Source organism: Neoluteolibacter marinus (assembly GCF_014904755.1).
Classification (GTDB): domain Bacteria; phylum Verrucomicrobiota; class Verrucomicrobiia; order Verrucomicrobiales; family Akkermansiaceae; genus Haloferula; species Haloferula marina.
The window spans coordinates 71,127-85,268 of sequence record NZ_JACZFQ010000003.1; the positions used below are offsets into that span (position 1 = coordinate 71,127).

The following is a 14,142-nucleotide window of genomic DNA, read 5'->3' on the forward strand; positions in this document are numbered from 1 at the left end:
GCCCGGCGATCCGCCGCGGCGGGTTCTTTTTTGTCGCGATGCCGCCGGATTCCGCATTGAGGATGCCGGCGGGCAGGTCCATCGTTTCTCCATGCCTTCCGCCGCCCTCGACCTGAAAGACGCGATCCTGAACCTGAAACGGGAAAAGAACGCCGTGATCCTGGCCCACAACTACCAGACCGGCGACATCCAGGATCTCGCCGATTACGTCGGGGATTCGCTCGGGCTGGCCTATCAGGCCAAGGAGACCGAGGCCGACGTGATCGTTTTCTGCGGCGTTCATTTCATGGCCGAAACGGCGAAGATCGTGAATCCCGGAAAGGTGGTCGTGCTTCCCGACAAGGATGCGGGTTGCTCTCTCGAGCAGTCTTGTCCCGGACCAGAGCTCGAGGTCTTCCTCAAGGAGAATGCCGCGAAGAACTATTACGTCATCGCTTATATCAATTGCTCGGCGCACGTGAAGTCGCTCTGCGACGTGATTTGCACCTCGGGGAATGCCGTCCGCATCGTCGAGAAGGCTCCGCAGGATCGACCCATCCTGTTCGTGCCCGATGAAAACCTGGGCGCCTGGGTCATGGAGCAAACCGGGCGGAAGATGGATCTCTGGAAGGGCAATTGCTATGTCCACGTCGAGTTCACCCGGGAATCGATCAACAAGATCAAGGCCGAGTATCCGGACGCCCTGGTGGTGGCCCATCCCGAGTGCACGCAGGCGGTGCGCTTGCTGGCCGACGAGGTGTGCTCGACCGAAAAAATGGTGACCTTTTGCCAGCAGGCGCCGGTGAAGGACATCATCGTCGTCACCGAGAGCGGCATGCTCAACCGGCTCCGCAAGGAGGCTCCCGACAAGAATCTGATTCCCGGGCCCACCGACCGCTGCGCTTGTGCCGACTGCCGCTACATGAAGATGAACACGCTCGAGAAGCTCTACGATTGCCTCGACAAGCTCAGCCCGCGGGTAGAGTTGCCCGAGGACATCCGCAAGCGCGCCGAGGCCCCCTTGCTGCGGATGCTGGAGCAGTCCCGCTAAGTTGGCCGGCTTCAGTTCGGCAAAGGCAGCGCGAGCGACCTGAGGGGCATGGTTTGCTCCAGATGACGCAGCAGCGGGATGCTGAGCAGCAGGCCGAGGACGGCGAACCCGGCCACGCCGAGCATCATGCGGGTGTCATCGGCCACGCGTGCCGGTGAGGCCTCCGGGGGATCGACATAGATCAGCCGCTGCTGCGCGGCTTCGCCGAGGCTTTGCTCGTAGGCTTGGGCCACGGCCAGCACCTTGCGGCGGGCTTCGCCCGGGTCCGATCCGCGGGCGGCCACCTTGATCAGGTTCGGTCCCGCCTGCTCGGTGACCGTCAGGCTTGTCCACAGGGCATATTCCGCCATCGGATCCTTGGGGGCGCGGCCATCGGGAGTCAGCGCCCGGGTGGCGGGTTTGACGATGGAATCGGACTTGAGCTTGGCCGCTTCGCGCCGGAGCGCGGCCGGATTGCCGTCAGGGACCTCCACCCGGATCATCGCGCTGCTCTGATAGACCGGCGGAGCCGCGAGGACGATGCCACTGCCGATCAACCAGGCCGTCAGCGGCGCGAGCCCGATCAAGGTCATCACCAGGATTCCCCGCCAGAAGCGGGCGGGGCGCGGGTTGGAGGGGGCCTGCAGCCGGGGCGGGACAGCAACCGCAACTGAAGGTTGAAATTTTACATTCATTTCAGGGGTTGAGACCTGAGAAATCAGGATGGGTTCAAAAAACACCCAAAATACAAGTTAGAATATCACGATATTTAATAAAACTTAATATAATTTGGCAATACCCGTCACGGTGGTGTGGACGGTCCGCGCTGGCTGGAACAGATGTCCCGCGCAGGACGACGCCAAGTGTTTCCGGAGCTTCTCGGAAAAAAATGATTCCGACCTTCGAATTCCTTGACAGTAGAGCCCCTGATCGGCTTTCTTCCCGCCCGCGCCGCAAGGCGCAACAAAGCACCCGTAGCTCAATTGGATAGAGCGTCTGACTACGGATCAGAAGGTTAGGAGTTCGAGTCTCTTCGGGTGTACCACTTTACAAGCCCTGCAGCTGAATCAGTTGCAGGGCTTTTTCGTGGACGGGAGAAAGCAGCACGGGAACGCAATCAGGTGCCTCGTGATGCGAGGTTCGACCCGTTCCATTCCACGCAGGGCAGGGATTGCTGACGCATCCGCTCGGGACGGCGTCCCGGTTCAGGTCGTCGAAGGACGGCGATCTGCGGGAAGGCCGGGGGGCGGGCTCAACGGGAGCCGTCGGCAACCTAGCCACTGTTGCCTGACCCTATTCGCCCGAACCAGCGGCGAGGGCGGCGTGACCCCTCGTGAACAGGCCACGATGGTCCCGGGGGCAATCCCGGTGGTCTGTCTCGCGCCTGGGCTTAGCGCCAGGTCAGAGCGCCCTTCTTGAGGGCATAGACATAGGCGAATGCCAACACGCCGGCGAAGCCCGCCATCGAGAGCAAGGGCACCACGCTGTGGCTCACCAGATCGCGGAACTGCACCGCCCATGGGTACATGAAGACGACCTCGATGTCGAAGATTACGAACAGCATCGCGACCAGGTAAAACTTCACCGAGAAGCGCGGGGCGCCGTCACCGATCGGCAACATGCCGCACTCGTAAGCGCTGTCCTTGGTCTTGTTCGTCCGTCCGGATTTCCCGAGCACCACGCTGAGGGTGAGACTCACGGCCGCGAAGCCGATGGCGACGAGGATCTGTACGAAAACAGGGAGGAACTGCGAGGACATCCGGCCCGCGTGATAGGCTCCGGAGCGGCCGATGGGTAGGAAAAAATCCAGGCTGCTGCCGGTGGATCGTCACTCGCTCCCAACGAGCTCCGCGGCTTCGTCGTGGAGGCAGCGCGCGATCAGCCAGTCATACCATTGCCCGACCGGGACCAGTTGGGGCGACTCGTCCGCCTGGCAAAAGGTGGTTCCCAGGATCTCCCCGGCCTCGCCGAGTGCCTTCCGGGCTGCTTCTTCATGGCCAAGACGCCATCGGGTCATGGCCAGTGTCGCCAGGGCGGCGGCACGGCCTTCGGGTGCAATCGTTGTCTCGAGGCAGGTCTCCAGGGCCTTGGCCGAGGCCACGAAGTCACTGTTTCTCAATCCGGCCAGGCCCTTGTTCAACAGGGCCCATGGCTGCGAGTAGCCATCGAGGACCTGGGCCCGTTCGGTGAGGGAACGAGCGAGCTGATGATCAAAATCGAGGTCCGGCCACAGCCAGCAGGTCTTGGCGATCCGTTCGGCGTCGAGCGGGTTGGTCCCTTCCGCGAATCTCTCCAGTGCCTGTTTGCACAAGGCCTGGTAAGCATCGCGGTCGCCGGATTTCAGGAGCAAGGCGGCGGAGTGGAGGTAGCCGATGCTTTGCCCGGCCACCTCGATGGCCCGAGCGCTGTCCGCCGCCGCGTCGCGCCATCGTCCCTGCCGGGCCCGGTATTCGCAGCGGGCAAGCAGGGCATTGTAGTGCTCGGCGCCGGGAGTCGGCGGGAGCTCGTCCTCGGCCACGCGGCCGATTTCATCCCAAAGTGCCCGCTCCTCGGTGGTCCGGCCGGCCTGCCGGTAGGCGCGGGCGATCTCGATCATGGTCGAAAGCGATTGGTGCGGCTCCTTTTCCAACGTCCTCCGCCGGATGTCCGCGGCCTCGCCGCGCAGCCTGGCGGCCTCGTCGAGACGGCCGGCGTGCTCGTAGGAGCCGGCGAGGTTCTCCATCAGCTGGACGGTTTCGGGGTGCTCGGGGCCGCGCACCTTGCGGCTGGCCTCGAGCGCCTTCTCGCGGAGCTCCCGTGACTCCTCATGCCGGCCCGCGTGGTCGAAGGAGATGCTGAGGTTGTTCATCGCCCGCAGGGTTTCGGGGTGCTCGTCGCCGCGGGTGGGCCGGACCTTTGCATAAACCTCCTCGCGCAGGGCCAGGGCCTCCGCGTGATTCCCGGTGCGGTCCTCCGAGATGGCCAGGTTCTGCATTGCGGCCACGGTCCGCGAATCGTCCGGACCGAAGAGCCGGCGTGACCGCTCCAGCACGTCCCGGCGGAGATCGAGGGCGTCCCGGGTCCGCCCGATCTGGTCGTAGGAGGTGGCGAGGTTCTGTTTGGCTCCGATGCTCCGCCGGTCGTCGGCGCCGCGGAGGCGGACGAGCGCTTCCACCAGTTCCTCTTGCATTCGGGCGGCATAGCCCGGCTTGTGGCTGAAACAATAGGCGGTCGCCAGGTCGCTGGCCGTGGCCATGGTCCGCTCATCGTCCTTGCCGTAGGCGGTGAGTTGCTGGCGGTGGGCGTTCTCGAGCAGGCCGGTCGCTTCCGGGTACATGCCGAGGGCGTTGTAGGTGGCGCCGAGGACCTGCTGGAAATGGGCCCGGCGCTCCGGCTGTCCGGCGAAATCCGATTCCAGCTTGGCCGCGGCCCGGGCGAGCGACTCCGCCACGGTGATGCTGCGGGAGTTGCGCGCAGGGTCCGGGCTGCGGAAAACCTCGGACAGGAACCGGGCCACGTCTTCGGCATCGCGACGGGCACGGTCCTTCTCATCCCGCTCCGCCCTGACCACCGCGAGGCTCGCGACGGCGGCTTCCTCGGCACGGGTCGCGCGCAACGCCTGACGCAACGAGATGGCGGTGGCAGCCACCAGCACCAGAGCGACCGCGCCGGTCATCGCGGCTCCAGCCCGGTGACGGACCAGGAACTTCCGCAATTGGTAAAGCCGGCTCGGTGCGGCGGCGCTGACGGGTTCGTTGCGGAGGAAGCGCTCGAGGTCGTCGCGCAGCGCGTTGGCGGTGGCGTAGCGGCGACGGCGGTCCTTTTCGAGGGCCTTGAGGACGATCCAGTCCAGCTCACCCCGGATCAGGAACCCGAGGGTCCGCGGCTGGGTGTGGCGGGCCTTGGCGATGGTACGGATTTCCTCGTCGTCGATCGTGGCCAGCCGCGTCGATGGCTTGGGCGCCTCCTTTTCGCGGATGATCCGCCGCATTTCGTCGAAGCCGCCGGCAAGCAACTCGCTGGCGTCGATCGGCGGCTTGCCGGTGAGGAGTTCGTAGAGCAGCACGCCGAGGCTGTAGATGTCGGAGCGCGTGTCGATGTCGATCGCCGACAGGCTGGCTTGTTCCGGGGAGATGTAGAGCGGGGTGCCGAGAAACTGCTCGAAGCGGGTGAACAGGGTTTTGTCGGTGAGCTGCTGGCGGGTGGCCTTGGCAATCCCGAAGTCGATGACCTTCAGCACCGGCCGGTCGCCGTCGAGGCCGACCATGATATTCGACGGTTTCAGGTCGCGATGGATGAGGCCCTTCTGGTGGGCGTGCTGGATGGCCGAGCAGACTTCGCCGAAAAGCTGCAGGCGCTGGCGGGTGTCGTACTCGTGCTGGTCGCAGAAGCGGGTGATGGAAACGCCGCGGACCAACTCCATCGCGAAGTAAGGCCGGCCGGTGTCGGTCGAGCCGGCATCGAAGACCTTGGCGATCCCCGGATGATCCATCATCGCCAGCGCCTGCCGCTCCGCCTCGAAGCGGGCGATCACGTCGCGGGTGTCCATGCCGGCTTTGATGATCTTGAGGGCGACACGGCGGACGATCGGTTCCCGCTGCTCCGCCATGAAAACCACGCCGAAGCCACCTTCGCCGATGCGCTGGAGCAGCTTGTAGCGGCCGATGGTGTCGCCGGCCTTTTCCGCGATCACCGGTGCCGGCGGCGGGACGAGGTCCGCGAAAAATCCGTCCGCGGCCGCGGCGTCGGCGAGGCAGGCCATCACCCGGGCCCGTTGTTCCGGCGATCCGCAGGCCTCGTCGAGATAGGCCTCGCGTTCGTGCGGTGGCAACTCCCGGGCCACCGCGAAGATGTCGTCATGGGTATCCATCATGACCTCCCATGCGGGATCTTGCCGCGAAAGCGGACAGGAGGAAGGAAAGTTTTTCAGGCCCCGCGGATCGCCTGGTAGAGCCAGATCTTGGCCGCCTCCCAGTGGCGGCGGACGGTCTTCTCGTTAAGGTCGAGCAGGGCGGCGATCTCGTCATGGCCGAGGCCGGCGAAGATCCGCAACTTGACGATGTCGGCCTTGAGTGGATCCCGGTGGGCGAGCTCGTCGAGGACCTCGTGGACCCGCAGCAGCTTCTCGTCCGGATCGGGGGCGGCAATCTTGTCGTCCAACGCGGTGACGGCCGCCCCGCCGCCGCGTTTGCGGGCCGCCCTTTGCCGGGCGTGGTCGACGAGAATGCGGCGCATGGCTTCCGATGCGGCGCCGTAGAAATGCAGGCGGCTCTGCCAGTCCCCGCGGTTCCCCGCCAGGCGGAGGTAGGCTTCGTGGACTAGGGCGGTGGGTTGGAGGGTGTGGTCCGGGCGCTCGCCGGCCATCTTGGCCGCTGCCATGCCGCGCAGCTCGCGGTAGACCACCTCGAGCAGTTCGGCGGAGCCGGCGGGATCACCGGCGGCCATGGCATTGAGCACGCGGGTGATGTCGTCCATGGCGGGTGTCACTTGGTCAGCCACTCGCGCAGCGCCGCCTCGTCGGCGGGGAGCTGCACGGCGACCTTCTCGCGGCCGGCGAGCACGGCGAGACGATCCGGGATCGCCACGGCGTCCTTGCCGATCTCCTGCTCCATCACGTCGAGGAACTTCGACGGGTGGGCGGTCTCGAGGGTAATGGTCGCGTTGCCCGGATTGGCGGCGCGGAACTTCCGCGCTGCGAGCCAGCCGACGGCGCCGTGGGGATCGATTTCGTAGTCGAGCAAGGCCTTCACCTCGCGGACCGCCGCACGGGTCTGGTCGTCGGTGAACGACATGCCCTCGATCTTGCCCTTCATCGACTCCCAGGAATTGCCGAACAGCGCCTGCATGCGGGCGAAGTTCGAGGGCGCGCCGACGTCCATCGCGTTCGAAATGGTGGCGGCGCTGGGGCGCGGTTGGTAGTCGCCGCTCCGCAGGTAGGCGGGGACGACGTCGTTGATGTTGGTGGCGGCGACGAACTTTTTCACCGGCAGGCCGAGTTGCATCGCCAGCAAGCCGGCGGTGAGGTTGCCGAAGTTGCCGGAAGGGATCACGAACACCGGCTCCACCCCGGCCGGCAGCTGACGGGCACTATGGATGTAGTAAAAGCTCTGCGGGACGAGCCGCGAAAGGTTGATCGAGTTGGCCGAGGTCAGGTTGAGGCTTTCCGACAGCTCGCGGTCGAGGAAGGCCGACTTCACCAGGCGTTGGCAATCGTCGAAGGTGCCGTCGATCTCCAGCGCGGTGATGTTGTCGCCGAGGGTGGTGAGCTGCTTTTCCTGAAGGCCGGACACCTTGCCCTTCGGGTAGAGGATGATCACCCGGGTGCCGGGGACGCGGTGGAAGGCGGAGGCAACCGCGCCGCCGGTGTCGCCGGAAGTGGCGACGAGCACGGTCAGCTCCCGGTCCTCGCCGCGGGTCAGCCAGGCCATCAGGCGGGCCATGAAACGGGCACCGAAATCCTTGAAGGCGAGGGTCGGGCCGTGGAACAGCTCGAGGATGTGGTCGCCGGGCGCGAGCGTGACCAGCGGGGCGTCGAAGGTGAGGGTGCCCTCGACGATGCTCTTCAGGTCGGCGGCCGGGACATCCTCGTGGAAGAAGGCGTGGGCGACCGCGTAGCCGATTTCCTGGAACGACAGCTCCCGCCAGATCGCCCAGAAATCGGGGCCCAGCACCGGCAGGGTGTCCGGCATGTAAAGGCCGTTGTCCGGCGGCAGGGAGCGCAGGATCGCTTCCTTCAGGTCGACGCGGTGGGCGGGATTGTTGGTGGAATGGTAAAGCATGGCCGGACCGGCGCGGGTGGCCCGCGACGCGCCCTAGGTGACGCGAATCCGGCGCGTGGGCAATCCGCAAGCGTGTCGTGGCTGCCGCCTAGGGGATCACCGCGGTCCGGGTGCCCGGCCACGTGCTGGAGTGGGCGAAGGCGGATTCGAGTTGCTCCAGCGGAAAGTTCCCGCCGGCCAGCCGCTCGAAGGGAACGCGTCCCCCCGAGCCGGCGAGAAAGTCGATCGCGGTGACGAGATCGGCCGGGGCGTAGTTGTGCAGGCCCTTGATCGTCAGCATCCGCCGCACGAGGTCATTGGGATCGAGCCCGATCATCCCCCCCGGGGTGGTGGTGCCGGCAATGATGGCGGTGCCGCCGGTGCGGGTGACCGCGAGCGCAGCGGCGACCGCGGGCGTGGCTCCGGAGAACTCCAGGCTGAGGTCGGCACCGCGGCCACGGGTGAGCTCGCGGGTGACCGGTTCCAATTGGTCGGGCAGGCAGAAGGCGGTGGCCCCGAATTGTCCGGCAATGCTTTCCCGGGCGGGATCGAGGTCGCAGGCGATCACCTCCGCGGCGCCCTGCTGGCGGGCCATCGCGCAGGCATTCAGGCCGAGCACGCCGCAGCCGATGACGACCACCGAGGCGCCCTCGATGGGGCCGGCGAGCCGGCAGGCCGCGGCCACCGTGGCGACCGCGCAGTTCGCCGGCGCGGCGAGGGCATCGGACAGGCAGTCGGGGAGTCGCACCAGCCCGGTGCCGCCATTCAGGAGGCAGCACTCGGCGAAGCCGCCGCTGAATTCACGGCCCGGCGAGATGGCATTGTGACCGTACTTGAAAAGATGCTCGCACTTTTGCGGCAGTCCGCGGCGACAGAAGTAGCAGTCTCCGCAGGAGGCCGCGAGGGTCCAGGTGATGCGATCGCCCTCGGCCAGCGGCTCGCCGCGCAAGTCGATCCTCGGGGCCTGTGGGCCGAAGGCGACGATGCGGCCGACGATCTCGTGGCCGAGCACGCAAGGGGTGGGTTCCTGGCGTCGGCCATGCCAGGTGTGGAGGTCGCTGCCGCAGATCGTGCTGCAGGCGATGTCGACCAGGATCTCCCCGCCGACGGGCAGGGGCACGGGAAACTCCTCGAAGCGAAAGCGCTCACCGTGACCGGAAAAGATGGCGGCGAGGGCCCGTGCACTGGCGCGTTCGGTGTTCATGAATGGGTGTTCCGCAAGATCCCGTCTGGTGGGCTTCGCCGACAAGCGCAAAGTTCCTGAAAGAATAATGATGTTGCATTGGGGGAAACATTGCCGGAGGCTGCTCGCAGGCACAGCTTCCTCCTTCCAGGCGGAAAGGTGAATGGAGCGTTGCCGGCCGGTCGCCGCCTCTTGTTTCGTTCCATGAAGCCCATTTTCCATCGCCGCGTTCACACTGGCCCGGCCGGCTCGCGTGCCCGGATGGCGTCGGATGGCCGCCTGACGGGCGCCGCGGGTGACGAAATGCTCATGAATTGCCGCTCGATGCCCGGAGGGTAGGGCCCTCGAGTCGTGGCATGATCCCGAAATCGAGCATGAATCCGCCGCCTTCCCGCAGCCCTCTTTCCCGTGCCTTGGGACGCCCCGGCTTTCTCGCCGGGTGGTGTGTGGTGGCGGCCTTCGGGACATACGCCTGCATGTATGGATTCCGCAAGCCGTTCACCGCGGCGAGCTTCGGCGGCACCACCTGGGGGGAGTCGCTGAAGGTCTGGTACGTCACGGCCCAGGTGTTGGGCTACATGGTGTCGAAATTCATCGGCATCAAAGTGGTCTCCGAGATCACGGCGGGCCGGCGCGCGCGATTGCTGCTGGGATTGATCGCGGTGGCGCAGCTGGCGCTGGTTGCGTTTGCCCTGACGCCGGCCCCGTGGAGTGCCGGCTGGCTGTTTTGCAACGGCCTGCCGCTGGGGATGGTCTTCGGGCTGGTGCTGGGATTCCTGGAAGGCCGGAGGATGACCGAGTTCTTCGTCGCGGGCCTTTGTGCCAGCTTCATCCTCGCGGACGGGGTGACCAAGTCGGTCGGGGCCGCCTTGTTGAAATCAGGCGTCTCCGAGCCTTGGATGCCAGCGGCGGCGGGTGCGATCTTCCTGCTGCCGTTGATCGGGTTCGTTTTAATGCTGGCCCGCATCCCGGCCGCGGAGCCCGCCGATGTCTTGGCCCGGTCGGAGCGGACGCCGATGAACGGGGCGGAGCGTCTGGCGATGGTTCGCCGCCACGGCGTCGGTTTGGTTGGCATCGTGGTCGTCTATCTCCTGATCACGATCCTGCGCAGCGTGCGGGCCGACTTTGCCCCCGAGATCTGGAGTCACTTGGGTCTCGGCGAGCAGCCGGGGGTGTTCACGCGCTCGGAGTTCTGGGTCGGGCTGGCGGTGACGGCGGTCAACGGGCTGGTATTCCTGATCCGCGACAACCGCCGCGGCTTCTTCTGTGGCCTGTGGATCAGCGCGGGGGGGCTGATGTTGGCCTTGGCGTCGGTCGCGGGCTGGCGGTCGGGTCTTCTTCCGCCTTTCGCGTTCATGGTGCTGATCGGGGTCGGGATGTACCTGCCGTACGTCGCGGTGCACACGACCTTGTTCGAGCGGCTGATCGCACTGACCCGGGAAAAGGGCAACATGACCTTCCTGATGTACGTCGCCGATGCGACCGGCTACCTCGGCTATTGCGGCGTGATGCTCGCCCGCAGCCTGTTCCATCCGGAGGACGGCTTCCTGGCGTTTTTCGTCACCCTCTCGACGGCCATCCTTGCCGTGGCCCTGGGTCTCCTCGTGCTCGCGATCCTCCTCTACCGCCACCGCTTTCCGCGGGGTGCCGCCGCTGTTTCTTCCGCAACTGTCTCATGAATACGTTCCACATCAACGACCGCAGCTACCCGCTTCCCGATCATCCCGTCGCCGTCATCTGCCTCGACGGCTGTGCCGACGAATACCTGTCCGTTGCCATCTCCCGCGGCCGCATGCCGCGGCTCGAGGGGATGGCCCGCGACGGCTACCGGGGGATGGTGCGCGGGGCGCTGCCTTCCTTCACCAACGTCAACAACAGCTCGATCGTCACCGGCGTGGCGCCGGCGGTGCACGGGATCTGCGGCAACTTCTTCCTCGATCCCGCCAGCGGCGAGGAGGTGATGATGAACTCGCCGCAGTTCCGCCGTTGCCCGACCTTGCTCTGCGCCGCCGCGGATGCCGGCCGAAAGGTCGCCTTCGTCACCGCCAAGGAAAAGCTCCGCACCGTCCTCGGCGACGGACTGGTGGAGCGCGGCGGGATCGCCTTCTCGACCGAGAAGCTCGACGAAGCACGGCTGGAAACGCACGGCATCGAGGACGTCACCGCGGTGATCGGCCGGCCGCAGCCGGAGATTTATTCGGGCGATGCCTCGGTCTGCGTGCTGGAAGCCGGGGCCGCGCTGGTCGAGCAGGGGCGGGCGGATTTCCTCTACCTGTCGACGACCGATTTCATGCAGCACAAGTTCGCGCCGGAGGCCGAGGAGATCCTTGATTTCCACGCGGCGATCGATGCTGCGATCGGCCGCCTGCTCGATGCCGGCTGCACGGTGGCGCTGACCGCCGATCACGGCATGAACGCCAAGAACGACGCCAAGGGCGAACCCAAGGTGATCTTCGTCGAATCGCTGCTGCATGAGCGCTTCGGCAAGACCTGCCGGGTCATTTGTCCGATCACGGATCCTTACGTCGTTCACCACGGAGCGCTCGGTTCGCTGGTAATGGTTCATCTCGACGATCCCTCGCAGGCTCCCGCGGTGGCGGATTTCCTGATGGAGCAGGAGGGCATCACCGAGGTCCACGACAAGAAGACGGCGCTGTCCAAGCTGGAGCTCGCCGCCGACCGCATCGGCGACCTGGTGGTCCTGTCGGGCCGCGACGTGGCGCTCGGCAAGTCGCCGGAACACCACGATCTCTCGGTCCTCACCGGCGGCCTGCGTTCGCACGGCGGGCGCTACGAGGAAATGGTGCCGCTGGTGGTTTCGCGGCCCTTGACCCCGGAGCTCGTCCGCCTGGCCCAGGGCGATCCCCGCAACTTCGACGTCTTCCATTTCGCCTGCCATGTCTGATCTCTCCACCAGCCGCCGTGGTTTCCTCGCCGCGGGAGTTGCGTCCGCGCTGCCCTTCGTGGCCCGCGGAAAGGACTCGCCGGAGGATGCGCTGACCATCCTCCACCTGACCGACATCCACATCCGGCCGGAGCTCGATGCGCCGCAGCGCTGCACCAGGATCCTGCGGGCCATCCGCGAGCGCCATCCGGAGATCGGCCTGGTGATCAACACCGGCGACAGCATCTATGCCGCGGACTACGGCCACATCACCCGCGAGCGGATGCTCGAGCAGTGGGAGATCTGGGACAAGGTGGTGATGCCGGAGCTCGAGGGCCTACCCTGCCTGCATGCCATCGGCAACCACGATACCTGGTGGGCCGGGCCGGAAGGCGATGAGATGCGCGGGGTGCCCTACGTCTGCAAGCGTCTCGGCATCGAGCGTCCCTACGGCGCGGCTCGCCATGGCGGCTGGGAGATCCTGTGGCTGGAGAATTCGCGCGGCTCGATCGATGCCAAGCAGCAGTCCTGGTTGTTCGACTCGCTGGACGCGCTGCCCGCCGCCGCGCCGGTGATCGTCGCCTCGCACCTGCCGCTCTACTCGCTCGCCGGGGACTATGCCGGCGGGAACATGAAAGGTTCGAAGCCGCTGATCGACCGCTTCGCCGGCCGTGAAGGACCGGTCGTGGCGCTCAGCGGCCACGTCCACATCCAAAGCAGCGAGTCGATCTGGAACATCGACTTCCACTGCAACGGTGCGCTCAGCGGCGCCTGGTGGGAGCCGGGCAAGCAAGGCGACGGCAGCTACGAGCGGACGCCCGCGGGCTATGCCCTGTTGCGCGTCTGGCCCGACGGCCGCAGCGAGTGCCACTACCACCCCCTGCCTGCCGGATCATGAGCTGGAAAACAATCCATCTGCCGGCGCTGGTGGCCGGGCGGCCGGTCGAGACCGGTGACAAGCTGGAAGTCCGCTATCCCTGGGACGGCTCGCTGACCGGCACTGTGGCGATGGCGGGACGCGAGCACCTTGAAAGCGCGATCCAGGCGGCGCTCGACCCGGCGAATGTCCCGCTCGACCGCTACTCGCGCCACAAGGTCCTGCGCAAGGCGGCGGCGCTGCTGGCCGAGCGGCGGGCCGAGTTCGCCGCGCTGATCACCCGCGAGTCCGGGCTGGCGGCCCGTGAGGCTGATTACGAGACGGGTCGTAGTTCGGACGTGCTCGAGTTCGCGGCGATGGAGACCCTGCGCGACGACGGCCAGGTGTTTTCCTGCGACGTGTCGCCGCAGGGCAAGCCGCGCAAGATCATCACCACCCGCTCGCCGCTGGCGCTGGTCGGGGCGATCACACCGTTCAACCATCCGCTCAATCAGGTCGCCCACAAGCTGGCCCCGGCGATCGCCGCCGGTTCACCGGTCATCCTCAAGCCCTCGGACAAGACACCGCTGACGGCGATCCGTTTTGCCCAGCTCCTTTACGAGGCCGGACTGCCGGGCTGGATGCTGAGCGTGCTGCTCGGCCCGCTGGACCAGGTGGTGACGCCACTGGTGGCCGACCCGCGGGTCGAGCTGCTGTCCTTCACCGGCTCGGTGGCGATCGGCAAGACGATCAGTGCCACGGCCGGCTACAAGAAGCTGTGCCTGGAGCTGGGCGGCAACTCGCCCTTGATCGTGCTCGACGACGCCGATGTGGAGCTGGCCGCGCGGCTGGCGGCGGAGGGCTCGTTCCGGAATTCCGGTCAGCGCTGCACCGCGGTGAAGCGGATCCTGGTCCAGCGCGGGATCCTTGAACGATTCACTGCACGCTTCACCGAAGTTGCGGCGACTTACGCCGCGGGCGATCCGGAAGATCCTGAAACCCGGGTCGGCACGGTGATCGACGAGGCCGCGGCCAGGGTGCTCGAGCAGCGTGTCCGCGATGCCGAGGCCGCCGGGGCGAAGGTGCTGCTTGGCGGCGGCCGGCGCGGCGCGTTGATGGAGCCGACGGTGCTCGCCGGGGTGCCCCGCGACGCCGGGATCGTCGCCTGCGAGTCCTTCGGCCCGCTGGCGCCGATCATTCCGGTCGACGACCTCGACGATGCCATTTCCTACTACAACTCCGGTAGCTTCGGTCTCAGTTCGGGGATCGTCACGAATGACCTCGAGCTCGCGCTGCGCGCCTGCAAGGAGCTCAAGTGCGGGACGACCAACGTCAACGAGGTCCCGGGCTACCGCATCGAGAGCAGCCCTTTCGGCGGCATCAAGGACTCGGGGCTCGGGATCAAGGAGGGTGTGATCGAGGCGATCAAGTTCATGTCGCACGTCAAAACTTTCAGCCTGCCCTGGTGAGCCG

At 66.4% G+C, this 14,142-nt stretch carries 11 protein-coding genes and 1 tRNA gene; 6 read left to right on the forward strand and 6 right to left on the reverse strand.

Annotated features, from left to right (window positions below; genetic code table 11):
- Positions 1 to 91 precede the first annotated feature (91 nt).
- Complete coding sequence (gene nadA / locus IG178_RS00595) at positions 92 to 1,030, forward strand: quinolinate synthase NadA (protein ID WP_193210539.1); 939 nt, start codon at positions 92 to 94, stop codon at positions 1,028 to 1,030.
- 11 nt (positions 1,031 to 1,041) lie between these two features.
- On the opposite strand, the gene IG178_RS00600 is transcribed toward nadA, so the two are convergent.
- Positions 1,042 to 1,602: a hypothetical protein gene (locus tag IG178_RS00600; protein ID WP_226894600.1), complete on the reverse strand. Its 561-nt coding sequence runs from the start codon at positions 1,600 to 1,602 to the stop codon at positions 1,042 to 1,044.
- Between the two features lie 375 nt (positions 1,603 to 1,977).
- Between IG178_RS00600 and IG178_RS00605 the strand changes: the two genes are divergently transcribed.
- Positions 1,978 to 2,054 (forward strand) — tRNA-Arg (locus IG178_RS00605).
- A gap of 345 nt (positions 2,055 to 2,399) precedes the next feature.
- On the opposite strand, the gene IG178_RS00610 is transcribed toward IG178_RS00605, so the two are convergent.
- The 5 genes from IG178_RS00610 to IG178_RS00630 form a co-directional block, all read right to left on the reverse strand.
- Complete coding sequence (locus tag IG178_RS00610) at positions 2,400 to 2,768, reverse strand: NADH-quinone oxidoreductase subunit A (protein ID WP_193210541.1); 369 nt, start codon at positions 2,766 to 2,768, stop codon at positions 2,400 to 2,402.
- A 69-nt stretch (positions 2,769 to 2,837) separates the two neighbouring features.
- On the reverse strand, positions 2,838 to 5,861 hold the full coding sequence (locus IG178_RS00615; RefSeq protein WP_193210542.1) for a protein kinase domain-containing protein: 3,024 nt from the start codon (positions 5,859 to 5,861) through the stop codon (positions 2,838 to 2,840).
- Between the two features lie 53 nt (positions 5,862 to 5,914).
- Positions 5,915 to 6,463 (reverse strand): ECF-type sigma factor, encoded by a 549-nt coding sequence (locus tag IG178_RS00620; RefSeq protein WP_193210543.1) that lies wholly within the window; start codon positions 6,461 to 6,463, stop codon positions 5,915 to 5,917.
- Between the two features lie 8 nt (positions 6,464 to 6,471).
- A complete protein-coding gene (gene thrC / locus IG178_RS00625) occupies positions 6,472 to 7,767 on the reverse strand; it encodes a threonine synthase (RefSeq protein ID WP_193210544.1) in 1,296 nt (431 codons plus the stop codon).
- An 88-nt stretch (positions 7,768 to 7,855) separates the two neighbouring features.
- The gene (locus tag IG178_RS00630) at positions 7,856 to 8,950 is read right to left on the reverse strand and encodes a zinc-binding dehydrogenase (protein ID WP_193210545.1); all 1,095 of its coding nucleotides are present in this window, start codon (positions 8,948 to 8,950) and stop codon (positions 7,856 to 7,858) included.
- Positions 8,951 to 9,303: 353 nt separating this feature from the next.
- Between IG178_RS00630 and IG178_RS00635 the strand changes: the two genes are divergently transcribed.
- Genes IG178_RS00635 through IG178_RS00650 form a run of 4 tightly spaced genes read left to right on the forward strand, consistent with a single transcriptional unit; the run spans position 9,304 to position 14,138 of the window.
- The gene (locus IG178_RS00635; RefSeq protein ID WP_193210546.1) at positions 9,304 to 10,608 is read left to right on the forward strand and encodes a DUF5690 family protein; all 1,305 of its coding nucleotides are present in this window, start codon (positions 9,304 to 9,306) and stop codon (positions 10,606 to 10,608) included.
- Positions 10,605 to 11,834, forward strand: a complete 1,230-nt coding sequence (gene phnA, locus IG178_RS00640) for a phosphonoacetate hydrolase (RefSeq protein ID WP_193210547.1) — start codon at positions 10,605 to 10,607, stop codon at positions 11,832 to 11,834. The genes IG178_RS00635 and phnA overlap by 4 nt, the downstream gene beginning before the upstream one ends.
- Positions 11,827 to 12,711: a metallophosphoesterase family protein gene (locus tag IG178_RS00645; protein ID WP_193210548.1), complete on the forward strand. Its 885-nt coding sequence runs from the start codon at positions 11,827 to 11,829 to the stop codon at positions 12,709 to 12,711. Before phnA ends, IG178_RS00645 begins: the two co-directional genes overlap by 8 nt.
- The gene (locus IG178_RS00650) at positions 12,708 to 14,138 is read left to right on the forward strand and encodes an aldehyde dehydrogenase family protein (RefSeq protein ID WP_193210549.1); all 1,431 of its coding nucleotides are present in this window, start codon (positions 12,708 to 12,710) and stop codon (positions 14,136 to 14,138) included. The genes IG178_RS00645 and IG178_RS00650 overlap by 4 nt, the downstream gene beginning before the upstream one ends.
- Positions 14,139 to 14,142: the final 4 nt, after the last annotated feature.

Excerpts from the sequence above, each read along its gene's own strand:
- IG178_RS00615 (WP_193210542.1), bottom strand. The coding sequence starts at position 5,861 with ATGATGGATACCCATGACGACATCTTCGCGGTGGCCCGGGAGTTGCCA.
- phnA (WP_193210547.1), top strand. The coding sequence starts at position 10,605 with ATGAATACGTTCCACATCAACGACCGCAGCTACCCGCTTCCCGATCAT.
- IG178_RS00620 (WP_193210543.1), bottom strand. The coding sequence starts at position 6,463 with ATGGACGACATCACCCGCGTGCTCAATGCCATGGCCGCCGGTGATCCC.
- IG178_RS00645 (WP_193210548.1), top strand. The coding sequence starts at position 11,827 with ATGTCTGATCTCTCCACCAGCCGCCGTGGTTTCCTCGCCGCGGGAGTT.
- thrC (WP_193210544.1), bottom strand. The coding sequence starts at position 7,767 with ATGCTTTACCATTCCACCAACAATCCCGCCCACCGCGTCGACCTGAAG.
- IG178_RS00650 (WP_193210549.1), top strand. The coding sequence starts at position 12,708 with ATGAGCTGGAAAACAATCCATCTGCCGGCGCTGGTGGCCGGGCGGCCG.
- IG178_RS00600 (WP_226894600.1), bottom strand. The coding sequence starts at position 1,602 with ATGACCTTGATCGGGCTCGCGCCGCTGACGGCCTGGTTGATCGGCAGT.
- IG178_RS00635 (WP_193210546.1), top strand. The coding sequence starts at position 9,304 with ATGAATCCGCCGCCTTCCCGCAGCCCTCTTTCCCGTGCCTTGGGACGC.
- IG178_RS00630 (WP_193210545.1), bottom strand. The coding sequence starts at position 8,950 with ATGAACACCGAACGCGCCAGTGCACGGGCCCTCGCCGCCATCTTTTCC.
- nadA (WP_193210539.1), top strand. The coding sequence starts at position 92 with ATGCCTTCCGCCGCCCTCGACCTGAAAGACGCGATCCTGAACCTGAAA.
- IG178_RS00610 (WP_193210541.1), bottom strand. The coding sequence starts at position 2,768 with ATGTCCTCGCAGTTCCTCCCTGTTTTCGTACAGATCCTCGTCGCCATC.